17 protein-coding genes are annotated in these 17,476 nt (G+C 71.7%); 11 read left to right on the top strand and 6 right to left on the bottom strand.

What is annotated here, in order from left to right; genetic code table 11:
* Positions 1 to 12 precede the first annotated feature (12 nt).
* Positions 13 to 858, top strand: a complete 846-nt coding sequence (locus CVS47_RS13850; protein ID WP_378790297.1) for an endo alpha-1,4 polygalactosaminidase — start codon at positions 13 to 15, stop codon at positions 856 to 858.
* A 68-nt stretch (positions 859 to 926) separates the two neighbouring features.
* Here the strand turns inward: CVS47_RS13850 and CVS47_RS13845 are convergent, their stop codons facing one another.
* Entirely contained in the window at positions 927 to 1,139 is a 213-nt protein-coding gene (locus CVS47_RS13845; RefSeq protein WP_127096608.1) for a hypothetical protein, read from the bottom strand.
* Between the two features lie 53 nt (positions 1,140 to 1,192).
* On the opposite strand from CVS47_RS13845, the gene CVS47_RS16805 reads away from it, so the two are divergent.
* Positions 1,193 to 1,363, top strand: a complete 171-nt coding sequence (locus tag CVS47_RS16805; RefSeq protein WP_164734662.1) for a hypothetical protein — start codon at positions 1,193 to 1,195, stop codon at positions 1,361 to 1,363.
* A gap of 30 nt (positions 1,364 to 1,393) precedes the next feature.
* Here CVS47_RS16805 and CVS47_RS13840 read toward each other — a convergent pair whose 3' ends face one another.
* Together CVS47_RS13840 and CVS47_RS13835 are read right to left on the bottom strand one after the other, a co-directional pair.
* Positions 1,394 to 2,242: an SDR family oxidoreductase gene (locus tag CVS47_RS13840; RefSeq protein ID WP_164734661.1), complete on the bottom strand. Its 849-nt coding sequence runs from the start codon at positions 2,240 to 2,242 to the stop codon at positions 1,394 to 1,396.
* A gap of 122 nt (positions 2,243 to 2,364) precedes the next feature.
* A complete protein-coding gene (locus tag CVS47_RS13835; protein ID WP_127096606.1) occupies positions 2,365 to 3,669 on the bottom strand; it encodes an alpha-amylase family glycosyl hydrolase in 1,305 nt (434 codons plus the stop codon).
* Positions 3,670 to 3,858: 189 nt separating this feature from the next.
* On the opposite strand from CVS47_RS13835, the gene CVS47_RS13830 reads away from it, so the two are divergent.
* The gene (locus CVS47_RS13830; protein ID WP_127096605.1) at positions 3,859 to 5,235 is read left to right on the top strand and encodes a pyridoxal phosphate-dependent decarboxylase family protein; all 1,377 of its coding nucleotides are present in this window, start codon (positions 3,859 to 3,861) and stop codon (positions 5,233 to 5,235) included.
* 37 nt (positions 5,236 to 5,272) lie between these two features.
* Here the strand turns inward: CVS47_RS13830 and CVS47_RS13825 are convergent, their stop codons facing one another.
* Positions 5,273 to 6,376 carry an NAD(P)-dependent alcohol dehydrogenase gene (locus tag CVS47_RS13825; protein ID WP_241240164.1) on the bottom strand — a complete coding sequence of 368 codons (1,104 nt, stop codon included), beginning with the start codon at positions 6,374 to 6,376 and terminating at the stop codon, positions 5,273 to 5,275.
* Positions 6,373 to 7,857 (bottom strand): aldehyde dehydrogenase family protein, encoded by a 1,485-nt coding sequence (locus CVS47_RS13820; RefSeq protein WP_127096603.1) that lies wholly within the window; start codon positions 7,855 to 7,857, stop codon positions 6,373 to 6,375. Before CVS47_RS13820 ends, CVS47_RS13825 begins: the two co-directional genes overlap by 4 nt.
* Positions 7,858 to 8,066: 209 nt before the next feature.
* Here CVS47_RS13820 and CVS47_RS13815 point away from each other — a divergent pair, with 209 nt between their 5' ends.
* The 7 genes from CVS47_RS13815 (at position 8,067) to CVS47_RS13785 (ending at position 16,125) form a co-directional block, all read left to right on the top strand.
* On the top strand, positions 8,067 to 9,041 hold the full coding sequence (locus CVS47_RS13815) for a helix-turn-helix transcriptional regulator (protein ID WP_127096602.1): 975 nt from the start codon (positions 8,067 to 8,069) through the stop codon (positions 9,039 to 9,041).
* Between the two features lie 179 nt (positions 9,042 to 9,220).
* The gene (locus CVS47_RS13810; RefSeq protein ID WP_206502641.1) at positions 9,221 to 10,849 is read left to right on the top strand and encodes an FAD-binding oxidoreductase; all 1,629 of its coding nucleotides are present in this window, start codon (positions 9,221 to 9,223) and stop codon (positions 10,847 to 10,849) included.
* 91 nt (positions 10,850 to 10,940) lie between these two features.
* Complete coding sequence (locus CVS47_RS13805; protein ID WP_127096601.1) at positions 10,941 to 11,975, top strand: siderophore ABC transporter substrate-binding protein; 1,035 nt, start codon at positions 10,941 to 10,943, stop codon at positions 11,973 to 11,975.
* Between the two features lie 40 nt (positions 11,976 to 12,015).
* A complete protein-coding gene (locus tag CVS47_RS13800) occupies positions 12,016 to 12,999 on the top strand; it encodes an ABC transporter permease (protein ID WP_127096600.1) in 984 nt (327 codons plus the stop codon).
* On the top strand, positions 12,996 to 13,991 hold the full coding sequence (locus CVS47_RS13795) for an iron chelate uptake ABC transporter family permease subunit (RefSeq protein WP_127096599.1): 996 nt from the start codon (positions 12,996 to 12,998) through the stop codon (positions 13,989 to 13,991). The genes CVS47_RS13800 and CVS47_RS13795 overlap by 4 nt, the downstream gene beginning before the upstream one ends.
* Position 13,992: 1 nt before the next feature.
* Positions 13,993 to 14,745: an iron ABC transporter ATP-binding protein gene (locus tag CVS47_RS13790; RefSeq protein ID WP_127096598.1), complete on the top strand. Its 753-nt coding sequence runs from the start codon at positions 13,993 to 13,995 to the stop codon at positions 14,743 to 14,745.
* A gap of 252 nt (positions 14,746 to 14,997) precedes the next feature.
* On the top strand, positions 14,998 to 16,125 hold the full coding sequence (locus CVS47_RS13785) for an NAD(P)/FAD-dependent oxidoreductase (protein ID WP_127096597.1): 1,128 nt from the start codon (positions 14,998 to 15,000) through the stop codon (positions 16,123 to 16,125).
* Between the two features lie 37 nt (positions 16,126 to 16,162).
* On the opposite strand, the gene CVS47_RS13780 is transcribed toward CVS47_RS13785, so the two are convergent.
* Positions 16,163 to 17,017: a glycosyltransferase family 2 protein gene (locus CVS47_RS13780; RefSeq protein ID WP_164734660.1), complete on the bottom strand. Its 855-nt coding sequence runs from the start codon at positions 17,015 to 17,017 to the stop codon at positions 16,163 to 16,165.
* Between the two features lie 157 nt (positions 17,018 to 17,174).
* Between CVS47_RS13780 and CVS47_RS13775 the strand changes: the two genes are divergently transcribed.
* A complete protein-coding gene (locus CVS47_RS13775) occupies positions 17,175 to 17,465 on the top strand; it encodes a hypothetical protein (RefSeq protein ID WP_127096595.1) in 291 nt (96 codons plus the stop codon).
* Positions 17,466 to 17,476 lie beyond the last annotated feature (11 nt).

The following is a 17,476-nucleotide window of genomic DNA, read 5'->3' as shown; positions in this document are numbered from 1 at the left end:
ACAATGAGGGACGTGCGCCGAGGAATCACCGTCCGGTGGAGGGTGGTCGGCTCCCTCGCGGCGCTCGCCGCCCTTCTTCCCGCGTGCGCGGCCACCACCACCCCGGCCGGAGCGCCGAGCGCCGACACCGGCTTCCCGGCATTCCTTGTCTTCGACTACCAGCTCGGCGGCGGCTATGCACCCGCGGCCGGTGTCGGCGGCGTGGTGCGTGACAGCACGGACGTGGCCGAGCCGGGGATGTACTCGATCTGCTACGTCAACGGGTTCCAGAGTCAGCCCGCCGATCGCGACTCCTGGCTGGCAGAGCCCGACCTCGTGCTGATCGGCGACGACGGCCAGCCGCTGATCGACGACAACTGGCCCGACGAGCTGATCTTCGACATCTCCACCGCCGATCGGCGCGAGCGCATCGCCGCCCGCGTCGGGGAGAGCATCGCCGCCTGTGGGCGGAAGGGGTTCTCGGCCGTCGAGATCGACAACCTCGACTCCTACACCCGGTCGGACGGTCGCCTCACCGAGGAGGACGCGATCGCACTGGCCACCCTCTACGTCCAGGCGGCGCATGACGCCGGACTGCTCATCGGGCAGAAGAACGCGGCCGAGATGGGGCCCCGTGGGCGCGACGACGTCGGATTCGACTTCGCCGTCGCGGAGGAGTGCGTCGCCTTCGAGGAGTGCTCCGCCTACCGCGATGTCTACGGCGAGGCGGTGCTCGACATCGAGTACGCCGACAACCTTCTGAGCGGGTTCGATGCCGCCTGCGCCGTCGACGACCGCCCGCACTCGACGATCCTGCGCGACCGCGACCTGGTGCCGGCGGACGACGCCGACCACGTCTTCCAAGCCTGCCCCGCCTGAGTCGGATGTCGCGCGGGCGGCGTCTCCGGCGCCGCCTCAGTCCCGCGGTCGTCGACTCCGGCGCCGCGTCAGCCGCCCGGGACGGGCATGACCGCCAGCTCGGTGCTCGGGGTGATGAGAAGGAAGGTGGGACGGGGGTCGCCCTCGCCCTGGTTCACCTCGAGCCAGAACGGCGGGGCGCCGGGGCTCAGACGCGCGATGATGTCGCTCTGGAACTCGGCGAGGTCGCGACCGCCCACGGAGTACTGCTCGCCGCCGTAGCGGAGGTCAATCCGTTTCATCGAACGTCTCCCCGTTGCTGGGGTGGGCCGGCTCGGGCACCACGTAGAGCTTCGTGGAGTTCACCGTCATCGGCGACTGCGATGCGAGCGTGCTCATCACCGGGAGCAGTCACGTCTCGATCGCGAGCGAGACGGAGTACGTCGACCCGCGCGACACCGACGAGGCGTTCGACGGCTTCCTCGACCACGCCCGCGGTCATGACGAGGCATCGGCGTTCGACTGAGGATCCGCGCCGACGCCCCGCCGAGAGCGTTCACGCTCCGAGGATCGGCTTCCCGCCGGTGACGGGCAGCACCGCGCCCGAGATGTAGCTGCCGTCATCCGAAGCCAGCAGCACGTATGCCGGTGCCAGCTCGGCCGGCTGTCCGGCGCGGCCCAGGGGAGTGTCGCCGCCGAACTGCTCGACCGCCTCCGGCGGCATCGTGGCGGGAATCAACGGGGTCCAGACGGGTCCCGGGGCGACGGCGTTGACCCGGATGCCGCGCTCGCCCAGCATCTGCGCGAGCGAGGCGGTCATGCTCGCCATCCCCGCCTTCGTCATCGCGTAGGGCATCAGCTGCGGACTCGGCGAGTCGGACTGGATCGACGACGTCGCGATGATGGCCGATCCGGGCTTCAGATGTGGCACGGCGGCCTTGGCGAGGTGGAAGTACGCGCTGAGGTTGGTCGCGACCGTGAAGTCCCACTCGTCGTCGGGGATGTCGGTGATGTCCTCCCGGAACATCTGGAAGGCTGCGTTGCTGACGAGGATATCGAGGCCGCCCAGGTCGCCGACCGTCCGGGCGACGACGTCGCGGCACGTCTGCGGGTCGGACAGGTCGCCGGGCAGGAGGACGGCCTTCCGTCCTGCCTCCTCCACCCACCGCGCGGTGTCCTGAGCGTCCTCGTCCTCCGAAAGGTAGGAGATGGCGACGTCGGCGCCCTCCCGGGCGAAGGCGATCGCGACGGCCTTGCCGATGCCGCTGTCGGCCCCCGTGATGAGCGCGATCTTGCCGGTGAGCTTGCCGGTGCCGACGTAGCTGCGCTCGCCGTGGTCGGCGCGGGGCTCGAGCGCCGCCTCCTCGCCGGGGACGTCCTGCTGCTGTGCGGGCTGATCGGTCACGGTGTCCTCCTGGTCCGACGCGCCGTCCGGATGCGGCGCGATGGCCGCCACGCTACGAGCGGTCGCGCGAGCGCACGCCGGGGTTCCCCCGGGCGCGGACATGGGGTATCGCTAGGCGCCCCTCAGCGGGGTGCCACGACCGCCCAGCCGTGCGGGGCGAGACGTCCCGGCATCCCGCGCGTGCCGTCGTCGGCCGAGAGGAGCTCTCCGGGGGTGAGCGGGAAGGTCTCGTCGCTCAGGTTGAGGGCGACGGTCAGCCGGTCGGAGCCGAGGATGACGTCGATCTCCAGGTGCTCGTTGGTGAGGGTGCGAGGCTCGTCGGTGCGCGCCCGGTGCAGCCACGGGTGGCGGCGACGGAGGCCCAGCAGCTCCTGGTGGAGCCGCAGCACGCGCTCGTCGAAGCCGGAGACCGCGGCCGGGCCGTCGGCGGGGAACTCGGGTCGGATCGCATCGTCTCCTCCCGCACGCTCCTCCTTCACCGCCTCCCAGCCGAACTCGTCACCGGCGTAGAGGGCCGGCGTGCCGCCCAGCAGCGCCAGCAGCACCAGGGCGTGCGGGCGGTGGCGCGGGTCGGTGATGGCCGACGCGATGCGCGTCACGTCGTGGTTGCCCACGAAGGTCACCGGCGCGAACACCTCGAGGAACTCGTTGTGGCGGGTGAGCGACCACGCGAGCTCGAAGAGATTGCGTTCCTGGATGCTGGAGCGGACGGCCTTCCACAGTTCGTACTGCGTGACGCTGTCCACGGTGCCCTCGGTGACGAACGCCGCGTAGTCGCCGTGGATGACCTCCGCCTCGAACCACGCTCCGGGGTGGGCGGCCCTCACGTCGGGAAGGACGGCGGCCCAGAAGTCGAGAGGTACGCGGTATGCGGCATCCAGTCGCCAGGAATCGGCGCCGCGGTCCAGCCAGTGCCGCATCGCGTCGGTGACCAGCCGCCGGGTCGCGGGTCGGGAGTGGTCGAGCTCGACGAGCGCGTCGTGGCCCTCGAACGCGACGAGATCGCCTCCCTCGGTGCGGCGCAGCACCCCGTCGGGGTCGTCGGCGACGAGCGGATGCCGCCGTCCGACGTGGTTGAAGACCCCGTCGAGCTGCACGCGGAGTCCGCGTTCGTGCGCGGCGGCGAAAAGGGCCTCGACGTCGCTGTCGTCACCGAGGCGCGGGTCGACGCGGAAGTGGTCGACGACGTCGTAGCCATGGGTGTCGGAGGCGAAGATCGGTCCGAGTGCGATGCCCGACGCCCCGAGCTCGACGACGTGATCGAGCCAGGGGATGAGGCGACGGAGGCGGCGCTCCTCGGGGCCGGGCGCACCGCCCTCAGGGGCGGGCACGGCGCCGACGAAGCCGAGCGGGTAGACGCGCCACCAGATGGCGTGGGCCACCCAGTCGGGCTCGGGCGGTGGGGACGGATGCCGGGTGTCGCTCACTCCTCGACGCTACCCCGCGCCCGGTGTCGCCCGGAGGGCTTGCACCGGCGCCGAACCGGGATGGGCGGAAGCGTCGACTCGGGGTAGCGTCGGAGCCGTCCCGCGAACGCCCGCCCGTCCCGGTGCGCGGCGCGGGGCGCTCCACCCCCGACACGCGCCCGCCGACCGGCACCGCGGAAAGGCCCGCACATGACCGATGCCCGCGCGATGCACGCGATCACCCCCGACACGACCGGGACGGTCGACGTCGTCCTGGACTACGCCCGCCGGCGCGCGCTGTGGGAGGACGTGCCCCTCGACGAGCCGAAGACTCCCGACGAGCTCGCGGCCGTGGCATCCGGGTCCATCACCGACGAGGGCATCGGCGCCCAGCGCGCGATCGACCTGTTCGAGCACGTGCTGGCACCCGCGTGCATCACGACGGATCACCCCGGCTATCTGTCGTTCATCCCCTCGGCGCCGACGAAGGCCGCGCTGTCGTTCGACCTCGTGGTGTCGGCGTCGTCGATCTACGGCGGGTCGTGGCTGGAGGGATCGGGAGCGGTCTTCGCCGAGAACGAGGTGCTGCACTGGCTCGCATCGGAGTTCGGGCTGCCGGCCGGCGCCGGTGGCGTCTTCGTGCAGGGCGGCACGATCGGCAACCTGTCGGCGCTGGTCGCCGCGCGCCACGACGCGCGTCGCGCGCGGGAGGCATCCGACGAGCCGCTGCCGTCGCGGTGGGCCGTGGTGTGCAGCTCGGGCGCGCACTCGTCGATCGCGTCCGCGGCGGCCGTGATGGACGTCGACGTGCTGACGGCGGAGACCGACGCCGAGGGCCGGCTGCGCGGCGACGCCGTCCGGGCCGTGCTCGCCGAGCGCGGTCAGGACGTCTTCGCCGTCGTCGCGACCGGCGGCACCACCAACCTCGGCATCGTCGACGACATCGCGTCGGTCGGCGAGGCCGCCCGCGCGCACGGCATCTGGTTCCACGTCGACGGCGCCTACGGGCTCGCCGCGATGCTCGTCGAGCGCACGCGTCCGCTCTTCCGCGGCGTCGAGCTCGCCGACTCGCTCGTGGTCGACCCGCACAAGTGGCTCTTCGCGCCGTTCGACGCGTGCGCGCTCATCTACCGCGAGCCGGCGAAGGCGCGCGCAGCCCACACGCAGAAGGCCGAATACCTCGACCACCTGACCGACAAGCCCGACTGGAATCCGTCCGACCTTGCGGTGCAGCTGACGCGGCGCTCGCGCGGCCTCCCGCTGTGGTTCTCCCTGGCCACGCACGGCACCGCGCACTACCGGGCGGCCATCGACGCCGGCATCGTGCTCGCCGCCGACATCGCCGACGAGATCCGCCGCCGCCCCGAGGTGTCGCTCGTCCACGAGCCGCAGCTGTCGGTGGTCGTGTTCCGCCGGGAGGGATGGGCGCTCGCCGACTACCAGGCGTGGTCGGATCGGCTCCTGGCCGAGCAGCACGCCTTCGTCGTGCCGTCCTCCCACAACGGGGAGCCGGTGCTGCGCTTCGCGATCATCAGCCCGATGACGACCATCGAGCTGCTGCGCGACATCCTCGATTCGCTGGTCTGACGACGACGCACGACCTCGGGGTGCCGCGCAGCGGACCTCAGTAGACGATGACCGGCTTGACGGTCGCGCCGGTGTGCATGTCCTCGGCAGCCTGCGCGATGTCGTCGAGGGCGTAGCGCCGCTCCAGCCGATCCAGCGGGAGCCTTCCCTCGCGATGCAGGGCCACCAGCTCGGGGATGAGTTGCTGCGGGTCGGTGTCGCCCATCGTCACGCCGCGCAGCACCTTGCCCGTGAGGATCCCCTGGATGTCGACCGCGATCTCGGTGCCCGGCGGCGGCGCGCCGCACACCAGCACCGTACCCCGCACAGACGCTGCGTCCAGCGCTCCGCGCGCGACCTGCGGATTGCCGGTGGTGTCGAAGCTGTGCGACACCCCCCGTCCGCCGGTCAGCTCGGCGAGGCGTGCCGCGACGTCCTCGGTCGCCGCGTTGATCGTCGCGGTGGCGCCCAGTTCGCGCGCGAGGTCCAGGCGTGCGTCGACGAGGTCGACGGCGATCAGCTGAGCGGGCGAACGGAGCGCCGCGGCGATGACCGCGGACAGTCCGACCGCGCCGGTGCCGTAGACGGCCACGATGTCGCCGGGCCCCGGGTCCAGCACGTTCCACACCGACCCGAAGCCCGTCAGCACGCCGCACCCGAGGGGCGCGAGCGCCACCAGCTCCGCCTCCTCGGCATCGACCTTGACGACCGACCGCTCGTCGGCCAGGGCCCATGACCCGAAGGAGGACTGCCCGAAGAAGTGGGATGCCACGGCCTCGCCGTCGCGTGTGACGCCGCCGGACGCGGCATCCCGCAGTCCGCCGAGCAGGTTGCGGGGCAGCCAGGTCTCGCAGTAGGCGGGGTGGTCGGCGGTGCAGGCCGCGCAGGACCCGCACGAGGTGAAGCTGAGCAGGACGCGGTCGCTCGCGGCCACCGTGTGCACTCCCGCGCCCACCGTCTCCACGACCCCGGCGCCCTCGTGTCCGATGATGCCCGGGGTCGGGAAGGGGATGCCGCCGGCCAGCACGCCGAGGTCGGTGTGGCAGAGGCCGGAGGCGACGATCCGCACGAGCACCTCACCCGGCCCGGGGTCGGAGAACTCGACGTCGGACACCGTGAGCTGGAACGGCCCGTCCAGGACCGCCGCGCGTCCGAAGGTCACTTCTGCGCGCCCAGGTCGAAGACGATCGAGTGCGACTGCTGGTACGACGCCATCGCCTCCGGGCCGCCCTCGCGCCCCCATCCCGATGCCTTGACGCCGCCGAACGGCACCGACGGGTCCAGCAGCGCCCAGCCGTTGACCCAGGTGATTCCGGCACGCAGCCGGGCGGCGACGCGGTGGGCGCGTGCGAGGTCCGCGGTCTGGATGCCCGAGGCCAGGCCGTAGCGCGTGCCGTTGGCCATCGCGATCGCCTCCTCCTCGGTGTCGAACGGCTGGACTGTCAGGACCGGTCCGAAGATCTCCTCGGCCACCGCCTCGGCGTCGGAGGGGAGCCCTGCGAGCACGGTGGGTGCGTAGAAGAAGCCGCCGCCCCGGTCGATGCGCTCCCCGCCCGTCACCACGCGGGCGCCGGCGCTCCGGGCGCGGTCGACCATCGAGGCGACCTTCTCCAGCTGGTCGGCGCTCGCCAGCGGGCCGATGACCGTGTCGGGATCCGAGGGGTCGCCGAGCGGCACGTGGGGCACCGCATCGGCGAGGATCCCCAGCACCGTGTCGTACAGCGGTCGCTCGACGAGGAGGCGCGGACCGGCCATGCAGAACTGGCCGGTGTTGAACACGAAGGCCGAGATGACGGTGTGCATGGCGGCATCCAGGTCGGCGTCGGCGAACAGGATGTTGGCGGCGTTGCCGCCCAGCTCCGCGGTGAAGGGCTTCAGCGCCTGAGCGGCCAGTGACGCCGCATGCGCACCGACCTCGGTGGATCCGGTGAAGGCGACCTTGTCCACGTCAGGGTGCGAGACGAGGTGATCGCCGAGCACGGAGCCCGGGCCGGTGACGACGTTGAACACCCCGTCGGGCACGCCGGCCTCGCTCAGGATCTCGGCCATGAGGAGCGCGGAGAGCGGCGTGATCGAGGCGGGCTTGTGGACGATCGTGTTGCCGGCCAGCAGCGCCGGCGCGATCTTGCTCGACGACAGGATGAGCGGGAAGTTGAACGGCGTGATGGCGGCGACCACCCCGAGCGGTTCGGACTTCACGTAGGCGTGCGTGTTCCCGGTCGTCTCGCGCACGACTCCGTCCAGGTGATGGCCGAGGCTGGCGTAGTACTCGTAGAGCTCGGCGGCGTTGTTCACGTCGACCACCCGCGCGAGCATGATCGGCTTGCCGACGTCGGCGGACTCCGCCTGCGCGAGTTCCTCGGTGCGCTCGCGCATGAGGGCGTACGCGCGCTGCAGGATGCGTCCGCGCTCGCGGCCGGAGAGCGTCGACCAGACGCCGGAGTCGAAGGCCGCGCGGGCGGCGGCCACAGCGGCATCGACATCGGCTGTCGTGCCCCGCGCGACGTCGGTGATGACGCGGCCGGTGGCGGGATCGAGCACGTCGGATCGGCCGCCGTCGGAGGCCTCCCGCCACTGTCCGCCGATGTACAGGCGGCCCGGGGCGAAGGTGGCGACCTCGGGCGCGGTCAGGGTGTCGGTCATCGCATTCTCCTCGTCGAGACATCGGGTCACGTGTCCGGAGGGGGCGGCCGGGCACGTCCAGGCGAGTATGGTCCGCGGATCCTCCGAACGTCCGCGCGCTTCGCAATTCGGATAAAGCGCTGGACATCCTCGTGCGCGCCTTGTCGCCCGCGTCGCGAGGTGTTACTCCAGGAAGTGTGAGAGTCGACGGTGCGGTCGCGGGGACAGGGGTGTCCCCGCCCACAGTGGCGCTGCGCGACGCCACGATGGAGGAGGCCATGTCGATCGGCAGCCTCGTGTTCCACCGCCACGTTCTGCGACCGCTCGATGCGTCCCGACCGCCGCGACTGAACCTGGCCTCGTACCGGTCGGGTCCGGTGACCCTCGGGACGCTCCACTACAGCTCGGGCGTGCAGCTGCAATCGACCGCGGTGCCCACCGCGTACCAGACGAACATCGTCCTGCAGGGCTCGCTGCGCACCGGCCGGCTCGGCGGCGAGGACCTGATCGCGACCCCCCGCCGCGCGGTGCAGTACGGCCTGCACCCGCACGGCTTCGAGGGGTTCGACACGCCCACCCGCCTGCTGGGCGTCAAGATCGACCGTGTCGCCCTGGAACGACGACTCGAGGTGCTGCTGGGACGCGACCTCAACGGCGCGCACATCGAATTCAGTCTGGGGTTCGTCCTCGACACCGCGCCGGCACGGGACTGGTTCACGCTGGTGCAGCTGCTGGCCGGGCGCCTGTGGAGCGAGCGCGGACTCACCGACGATTCGCTCGTCCTGGCGAATCTCCAGGACGCGCTTCTCACCGGGCTGCTGGTCGCCTCACCGCACTCGTTCCGCGACGAGCTCGCCCAGCCCGTCGGTGCCGCAGCGCCGCGGGCGGTGCAGCGGGCCGTCGCCCACGTCGACGCGTCCGCGGAGGCGGCCCGCATCAGCGTGCCCGAGCTGGCCGTGGTCGCCGGCGTGAGCGTACGCGCGCTGCAGGTCGGGTTCCGGCAGTCGCTCGACACCACGCCGCTCGCGTTCCTGCACGAGCGCCGGCTCACTCATGCGCGGCGCGATCTGGAACGGTCCGACCCCGACGCCGTATCGGTCGCGGAGGTCGCCGACCGCTGGGGGTTCGCCCATCATGGACGCTTCTCGTCGGAGTACCGTCGCCGGTTCGGCGAGAGTCCGTCGGCGACGCTGCGGCGCGGATAGCCGCCGGCAGGTTCCGCGGCGGCTGCGCGCCGCATCCCGTCGGCCTGTCCCGGGTGATGTCCGAAAAGCGCACGGGCGTTGTCCGGGCGCGCACGGCGGCGCACAGTCGAGTCCGCCCGGTGATCCGGGACGGAGCGCTCCCCGCGGCGCCCGACGACGACTCGATGAGGAGCGCACCCATGTCCACGCCCACCACTGTGCGGAATCCGTCCGATCTGGCCCGGGTGCTGCCGCCCGATGTCTCGGCGGCGACCTTCGACACCGCGATCGGCGAGCTGATCGCGGCACTCGGCGAGGACGGCGTGCACGTCGACCCCGAGCTCGTCGGGCGCTACGACGACGAGTTCCCCGTGACGGGCGACCTCTCGTTCACCGCGAGCGCGGTCGTCTTCCCGGCCACGACGGAGGACGTGCAGGAGATCGTCCGGATCGCGAACCGTCACCTCATCCCGCTGCACGCGATCTCCACGGGCAAGAACCTCGGCTACGGGGGTGCGTCACCGCGCGTGGCGGGCTCCATCGTGGTGCACGTCGGCAAGCGGATGAACCGCATCCTCGAGCTGAACGGGAAGTTCGCGTACGCGCTGATCGAGCCCGGGGTGACCTACTTCGAGCTCTACCAGGCCATCCAGGACGCCGGTCTGCCGCTGTGGATCGACGCGCCCGACCTGTCGTGGGGGAGCATCGTGGGGAACATCCTCGACCGGGGCGTGGGCTACACGCCCTACGGGAACCACTCGCTGTGGAAATCGGGCATGGAGATCGTGCTGCCCGACGGCGACCTGCTGCGCACAGGGATGGGCGGACTGCCCGGCAGCAACACGTGGCAGCTGTTCGCGCCCAGCTTCGGTCCGCAGCCCGACAACCTCTTCGAGCAGTCCAACTTCGGCATCGTCACGAAGCTGGGCATCCAGCTGATGGGGGCGCCGCCCGCCGCCGAGACCTTCCAGATCACCTTCGACAACCCCGAGGACCTCGAGGCGATCATCGACCTGATGCTGCCGCTGCGCATCAACATGGCGCCCCTGCAGAACGTGCCGGTGCTGCGGAACATCTTCCTCGACGCCGCGCAGGTCTCGCGCCGCAGCGACTGGTACACCGGCGAGGGACCCATCCCCGACGACGTGGTGGAGCGCATGAAGGCGGAGCTGAACCTGGGCTACTGGAACTTCTACGGCACCGTGTACGGGCCGCCGCCCGTCGTCGAGCAGTATCTGCAGATCATCGAGGGCGCCTTCTCGCAGATCCCCGGATCGCGGTTCCACACGACCCGGACCCGGCCGCACTCCGCCGATGACCGAGGGGCGCACACGCTGCACGATCGGCACCGGATTAACACCGGCATCCCGACCATCGAAGAGGCCAACCTGATGAACTGGCTGCCGGACGGCGCGCACATGGGCTTCTCGCCGCTCTCCGCGCCCGATGGAGCCGACGCGCTGCGGCAGTTCCGCATGGTCAAGCAGCGCGCGGACGAGTTCTCGGTCGACTACGCGGCGCAGTTCGTCATCGGCCTGCGCGAGATGCACCACATCAGCCTGCTGCTGTACACGAAGACCGACCCGGCGCAGCGCGACAAGACCCTTCGCCTCGTCCACGAGCTCATCGATGAAGCAGCTCAGAACGGGTACGGCGAGTACCGTGCGCACCACGCCTGGGCCGATCAGGTCGCCGCGACCTATTCGTTCAACGACAACGCGCAGCGCCGCTTCAACGAGCGGATCAAGGACGCGCTCGACCCGAACGGCATCCTCAACCCCGGAAAGGCCGGCATCTGGCCCGCGCGGCTGCGAGGGCGGGGCCTCTGACACGGACGGTGCGGGCGGCCGCCGCCCGCACCGCGTCGGTCAACACCCGTCGATTTCGAATGGTTCGCGAGGTTAGGTTAGCCTTACCTTCATGTCCACTACATCACGTGTGTCCTGGTCCCTCACCGCTCTGACCTCCGTCGCCCTCGTCGCCGGATGCGCGACGACCCCCTCCGCACCGGCGGACGCGGCATCCGCCGACGAGGATCGGACGGTCCTCGTCGAACGCGCAAAACCCGCGCTCGTCCTGTTCGAGGAGGAAGGCGAATCCTCCTACCAGGAGGACATGGCAGTGGCGCGCGAGACGGTCGAGGTGCCCTTCCAGCCGAGCGCCGTCATCACCTTCGACATCGCCACGCTCGACACCCTGCACGCCATCGGCGCCGGCGACGCGGTCATCGGCATCCCGGACGTCGTGCTGCCGGATTACCTCGCGGCGTACTCCGACCTGCCCAAGGTCGGCACGCTCTTCGAGCCCGACTTCGAGGCGGTCGCCGAACTCGAGCCCGACCTCATCGTCACCGCCGCCCGCAGCACCGGGCAGTTCGACGAGCTCTCCGAGATCTCCACCACCATCGACCTGACCGCCGCCTACGCCGGAGCCTTCAGCCCCGCCGCCGGCATCGAGCGCGCCGAACAGCTGGGCGAGATCTTCGGCGCGGAGGACGAGGTGGCCGACCAGGTCGCCGGCATCGACGAGCTGGCATCCACGATCACGAACGAGGCCGCCGGCAGCGCCCTCGTCCTGTCGGTGTCGGGCGGGGAGTACGGCGCCTTCGGCGAGGGGTCCCGCTTCGGCTACTTCTTCGACGAGCTCGGCTTCACCCCCGCGGTCGCGGCCGCCGAACTGCCCGGCGCCGAGGGCTCCCCGCACGGCGACACCGTGACCAACGAGTTCATCCTCTCGGCCGATCCCGACTGGATCATCGCCTTCGACCGCGGCGCCGCCACGGGCGAGAGCTCGACGGCCGAGGCGACCCTCGACAACGAGCTCGTCGCGCAGACCACCGCCGCGAAGGAGGGCAACATCGTCCTGCTCCCGGCCAGCGAGCTGTACATCGTCATCAACGGCCTCACGGCCATCCAGAACGTCCTCGCGTCCGTGCACGACCAGCTGGCCGCCTGATGATCTCCCCGTCCATCCGCCGAGGCGAGGCAGCGGTCTCCTGACCCGTTCCTCGCCCACGCTCTGGATCGTCGCGGGGGCGGCCGCCGTGGCCGCGCTCGCGACGATCTCGCTGTTCATCGGGGTCGCCGAGCTCGACGCGCTGGTCTTCTTCGCCAGCCGGCTGCCCCGCACCGTCGCGCTGATCCTGGCGGGTTCCGCCTTCGCGATCATCGGCCTGATCATGCAGCTGCTCACGCGCAATCGCTTCGTCGAGCCCGGCACGACGGGCGCGGTGGATGCCGCCTCCCTGGCGCTGCTCGTGGTGCTCCTGACGATGCCGGCGCTGCCGCTGTGGGGCAAGGCGATCGCCGCGTCGATCGGCGCGCTCGCCGGTGTGTTCGGGTTCCTCGCGCTCGCGCGGCGAATTCCGTCGCGCTCGAGCGTCCTCGTCCCGATCGTCGGCATCCTCTACGGCGGCGTCATCGGCGCGGTGACGGTGTTCTTCGCCTACCGCGCCGACGTGCTGCAGGAGCTGCTCAGCTGGAGCATCGGCGACTTCTCGGGGGTTCTGCGCGGCCGCTACGAGATCCTGTTCTTCGCGGCGGCCGCCGCCGCCATCGCCTGGATCGCCGCCGACAGGTTCACCGTCGCGGGTCTCGGAGACGACACCGCCCGCGGCCTCGGGCTGGACACCCGGGCCGTCATGGGCCTCGGCGTCGCGATCATCGCGGTGGTCACCGGCATCCTCATGGTCGTCACCGGCGCCATCCCGTTCCTCGGGCTGATCGTTCCCAACATCGTCAGCCGCCTCATCGGCGACAACATGCGCAGGGCCGTTCCGCTGGTGGCCCTCCTCGGGGCCGCGATGGTGCTGCTGTGCGACATCGTCGGCCGCGTCGTGCGCTTCCCCTTCGAGCTGCCGATCTCCATCGTGATGGGCGTGATCGGCGGTGTCGTGTTCCTGTGGCTGCTGGTCGGCACCGCCCGACCCGTCGACGCCGCGCCGCGGCGGCGCCGCGCCCGGACGGCGGCCGTGCGATGAGCGCGCCGTCGAGGACCTCGCCGCCGCCTCACGCCCGGGGGCTCCTGCACTCTCCCGCCGCCCGGCTGATCGCGCTGGCAGCCGCCGCCGTCCTCGTCGTCGCCCTCTTCCTGCTGACCGGCCTGCCCGGCAAGTGGGAGTACGCCCTGGGCCTGCGCGGCCGGACCGTCGCGGGCATGGTCATCGCGGCCGCCGCGGTCGGGGTCGCCACGGTGCTCTTCCAGACGATCACGGCCAACCGCATCCTGACGCCGGGCATCATGGGCTTCGACGCGATCTTCCTGGCCATCCAGGTGCTCACCGCCTTCCTCATCGGGCCGGCGCTGCTGGTGTCGGCACCGCCGCTGGCCTCGTGGATCGTCGAGCTCGTGCTCATGGGCGGGGCGATCGTGCTGCTGTACTGGTGGCTGTTCGTGCGGCGACGTCTCGACCTGCACGTCATCGTGCTGGCGGGGCTGGTCCTGGGCGTGCTCTTCCGTGCGGTCACTGCCTTCCTGCAGCGACTGCTCGACCCCGACACCTTCGCGATCATCCAGAACCTCGCCTTCGCCAGCTTCACCTCGATCGACCGCGATCTGCTGGTGCCCACCGGAGTGCTGGTCGTCGTGGCCGTCGCCTCGCTGTGGCCGATCCGGCGGTCGCTGGACGTCCTGGCGCTGGGGGAGGCCACGGCCGTCTCCCTGGGCGTCGAGCACCGGCGCGTGGTGATGCACGCGGTCGTCGCGATCGCGGCGATGGTCGCGGCATCCACCGCGCTGGTCGGCCCCGTCACGTTCTTCGGGCTGCTCGTGGCGACGCTCGCGTACGGGGCCGTCGGGCACCGGCACATGCGCAGCATCCCCGCGGCCATCGCCATCGGCGTCATCGCGCTCGTCGGAGGTCAGCTGATCCTCGATCGCGTCCTGGGCTTCGGCACCGAGCTGCCCGTCGTCATCGAGTTCGCCGGCGGCATCTTCTTCATCATCCTCGTGCTCACCGGAAGGGCCCGCTGACGTGATCTCGATCGACTCCGTGGTCAAGCGCCACGGCTCCCTCCTCGCCGTCGACGACGTCGACCTGCGCATCTCGGCCGGCCTCACCGCCATCATCGGGCCCAACGGGGCGGGCAAGTCGACCCTGCTGGCCGCCGTCGGCCGGCTGATCGGCACGGATGCGGGCGTCATCACGGTCGACGGACTGGATGTCGCGGCGGTGCGATCGCGCGACCTGGCCCGGAGGCTGGCGATCCTGCGGCAGGACAACCACCTCGCGATCCGCCTCAGCGTCGAGGACCTCGTGGCCTACGGGCGCTTCCCGCACGGCGGGTCCCGGCGCACAGCCGAGGACCGTCTCCACATCGAGGACGCCATCGAGCTGCTCGACCTCGGGGCTGTCCGCGGACGGTTCCTCGACGAGCTGTCGGGAGGGCAGCGACAGAGAGCGTTCGTGGCGATGGCGATCGCCCAGGACACCGACCACCTCCTGCTGGACGAGCCTCTCAACAACCTCGACCCGCGCCACAGCGTCGGCCTGATGAAGCTGCTGCGCCGTCTGGTCGCCGAGCGCGGGATGACCGTCGTGGTGGTCCTGCATGACATCAACGTCGCCGCGCAGTTCGCCGACGACGTCGTGGCGATGCGCGACGGTCGGGTCGTGCATCACGGGCCGGTGCGCGAGGTGCTGACGGCGCAGAACCTGTCGGCGCTGTACGAGGCGACCGCGCGCGTGCTCGATCTCGGCGACCGCAGCGTGGTGCTGTGGGAGTGAGCGGGCCGATGGAACGGAGAACGGCATGACCGAGAAGACCTAGGGCCTCGTGCGACAGGGGGCTGGATCCGACGGGAAGAGCGGCGAGACGGAGTTCCACGCTCCGCACTGAGGCGCGGTGACGGCCTCCGTCCGCGCGTCGACGTCGTGGCCTCACCCGCTCCGACGTCTCACCGATCTGGTCGCCGCCGGCCGGGTGGGTATCCAAAGCTCCGCGGACCGCCGGGTGCGCCGGCGTGAGACAGTCGGAGGATGACGCACGAGGAGTCGGATTCCGAGCGCTGGGACGTCATCGTGGTGGGCGCGGGGCCCGCGGGGTGCGCGGCGGCAGTGGCCGCCTGCCGCACCCGCCCCGGTGCGCGGGTGCTGCTCCTGGACCGCTCGGACTTCCCCCGCGACAAGGTCTGCGGCGACGGCATCGCCGCCGAGGCCTTCGACGTGCTCGCAGAGCTGGGGATGGATGCCGCGGCCATCGCCGACGGCTATCCGCCGGTCGAGCGGCTCCGCCTGGCGGCCCCCGGCGGCACAGAGGTCGAGCGTCCCCTGGCGCGGCCGGCCCACGTCATCCCGCGGCGCGTGCTCGACGCCCGCATCGTCGCGGAGGCGCTGCGCCAGGGCGTCGTGCTCCGTCAGCACGCGGTGCGCTCCGTCGAGTCGACGCCGGACGGTGTCACCGTCGACGGGCTGCGGGCGGACGTCGTGGTGGGGGCGGACGGCGCCGAATCGGTCGTGCGCCGGGCGCTGCACCCGGCGCCCCCGGCCGGCACGGTGGCGCTCGCCTTCCGCGCGTACGCCGACGAGCCCGCCGGACAGACCGGCACGCAGGTCATCACCATGACCTCCGCGCACTGGCCGGCCTACGCCTGGAGCTTCCCCGACGGCACCGGGCGGGCGAACGTCGGCTACGGCGAGGTGCTCACGGCCGCGCCGCCGTCGCGTGCGGCGATGCTGGAGCGGTGGGACGCGCTCGCCCCCGCGGGCGGTCCGCGCGACGCGCTGCGCGCGCACCGCCTGCCGCTGTCGACGGGCCGCCCGCCGATCCCCGACGGGCGCATCCTCCTCGTCGGCGACGCGCAGTGCCTCATCAACCCGCTGACGGGGGAGGGGATCTTCTACGCCGTGCGGTCGGGGCAGCTCGCGGGGCGGGCGGCGCTCGCCGGAGCCCGGGCGGGCACGCTGTACCGCCGCGCCATGCGCGGCGCCCTGGGGAGGCACTTCCGGCACACCACGCTTCTCGCGCGGGGGACGCGGGCCCCGCGCATCATCGACGCGGCCGTGCGCGCGTGCCGCCGCGACCAGCGCGTCTTCGACGACCTCCTGCGGATCGGGCTGGCCGACGGTCTGCTCACCCCGCGGCTCGTCACGGGCCTGCGACGGTGATCGTCCGGCGACCGCGACCCTGACGCGTCGGCAGCCGTCAGGCGGCTGCGGCGCGACGCACCTCGTACCGGTGCGCGTGGTGGAGCACAGGATACGCGCGCCGCAGCAGCGCGCCGGTGACCCGAAGCGACGCGTGCCGCACGCCGTGCGCATCGAGGGTGCGGTCGAAGCGCCGCGTGTAGTCGGCGAACTCCGCCGCCGAATCGCCCATGCGTCGCGCCGAGACGGTGGCGACCATCCGCGGCGTGTAGCCGATCGGCAGGCCGTGCTGGGCCAGATGCACGGCCAGGTCGATGTCCTCGTGGAAGAGGTCGTCGGGGTCGGAGCAGACCGATGACCGGATGCTGCGCCACGCCGATCGCCGCAGGGCCATGTTGCTCCCGTAGAGGAAGGGCGCTCCGCAGATGGTGGTGATGGCCCGGCGGGCGAAGTCGTCGACCTGGCGCATCACCGTGGCCAGCGGCAGGTCGTAATACCCCACGGGGCCGGTGGTGGCCGCGATGCCGGGCCTCGCGAACGACAGCGCGAGCTGACGGACCCAGTCGGCCGAGACGACCGTGTCGGCATCGATGCGCGCCAGCACGTCGCCGCGTGCGGCGTCGAAGCCGCAATCGCGGGTGGGGACGAGCCCCTGGGCACCGGTCTGGGTGATCACCGTCACGGACGGGTCGACGGTCGCGAGTGCGCGGGCGTGCTCCAGCGTGCCGTCCGTCGACATATTGTCGACCACGATCACCTCGAAGGGAGCCACGCTCTGGCGCCGGAGGGCGGCGAGGCACCGGCCGACCGTCTCGACCTCGTTGAAGGCGGGCACGATGACCGAGACGCGCGGGAGCTGATCGCTGCCGCGCGCCGCAGGACCTCCTGCGGGGGGAAGCGGCCGAACGGTCACACTCGAAATCTACGGCGCATGAGTGCCGGAGCGCATCAGGGGTGACGCGCGTCGCCGCCGGAGACCGGAACCGGAGACCGGGACCGGAGACCGGAGACCGGAGACCGGATGCCACGGCCACCGGCTACGGTGGCGTGATGACCTCGCGGCGCGCTCGATGACCCGGCGCATCGAGCTGACGCTGCACAAGCCGCGGTTCGCGCTCTACGCCGGCATCCGTCCCACGCTCGTCATCGAGGGTCGAGGGCAGCCCGTGCAGTGGGGTGTGGGCACCTGGCAGCTGCCGGACGAACGCCCCGTCGTGCTCGGGGTCTATCTCTTCGCCCGGTTCTGGCGCTTCGGCCGAGCCGAGCTGACGATCGATCCGGCGGATGACGGACCGATCGCGTATCGCGCGCCGGTGCTGCCGTTCCTCCCCGGTCGGATGGGACCGCCGGCGCGTCATTGAGTCGCCGACCC

It is taken from the genome of Microbacterium lemovicicum (genome assembly GCF_003991875.1).
Taxonomy (GTDB): Bacteria; Actinomycetota; Actinomycetes; order Actinomycetales; family Microbacteriaceae; genus Microbacterium; species Microbacterium lemovicicum.
This window is presented reverse-complemented; position numbering and strand designations above follow the sequence as displayed.

Excerpts from the sequence above, each read along its gene's own strand:
- CVS47_RS13820 (WP_127096603.1), bottom strand. The coding sequence starts at position 7,857 with ATGACCGACACCCTGACCGCGCCCGAGGTCGCCACCTTCGCCCCGGGC.
- CVS47_RS13785 (WP_127096597.1), top strand. The coding sequence starts at position 14,998 with ATGACGCACGAGGAGTCGGATTCCGAGCGCTGGGACGTCATCGTGGTG.
- CVS47_RS13830 (WP_127096605.1), top strand. The coding sequence starts at position 3,859 with ATGACCGATGCCCGCGCGATGCACGCGATCACCCCCGACACGACCGGG.
- CVS47_RS13805 (WP_127096601.1), top strand. The coding sequence starts at position 10,941 with ATGTCCACTACATCACGTGTGTCCTGGTCCCTCACCGCTCTGACCTCC.
- CVS47_RS13775 (WP_127096595.1), top strand. The coding sequence starts at position 17,175 with ATGACCCGGCGCATCGAGCTGACGCTGCACAAGCCGCGGTTCGCGCTC.
- CVS47_RS13810 (WP_206502641.1), top strand. The coding sequence starts at position 9,221 with ATGTCCACGCCCACCACTGTGCGGAATCCGTCCGATCTGGCCCGGGTG.
- CVS47_RS13845 (WP_127096608.1), bottom strand. The coding sequence starts at position 1,139 with ATGAAACGGATTGACCTCCGCTACGGCGGCGAGCAGTACTCCGTGGGC.
- CVS47_RS13795 (WP_127096599.1), top strand. The coding sequence starts at position 12,996 with ATGAGCGCGCCGTCGAGGACCTCGCCGCCGCCTCACGCCCGGGGGCTC.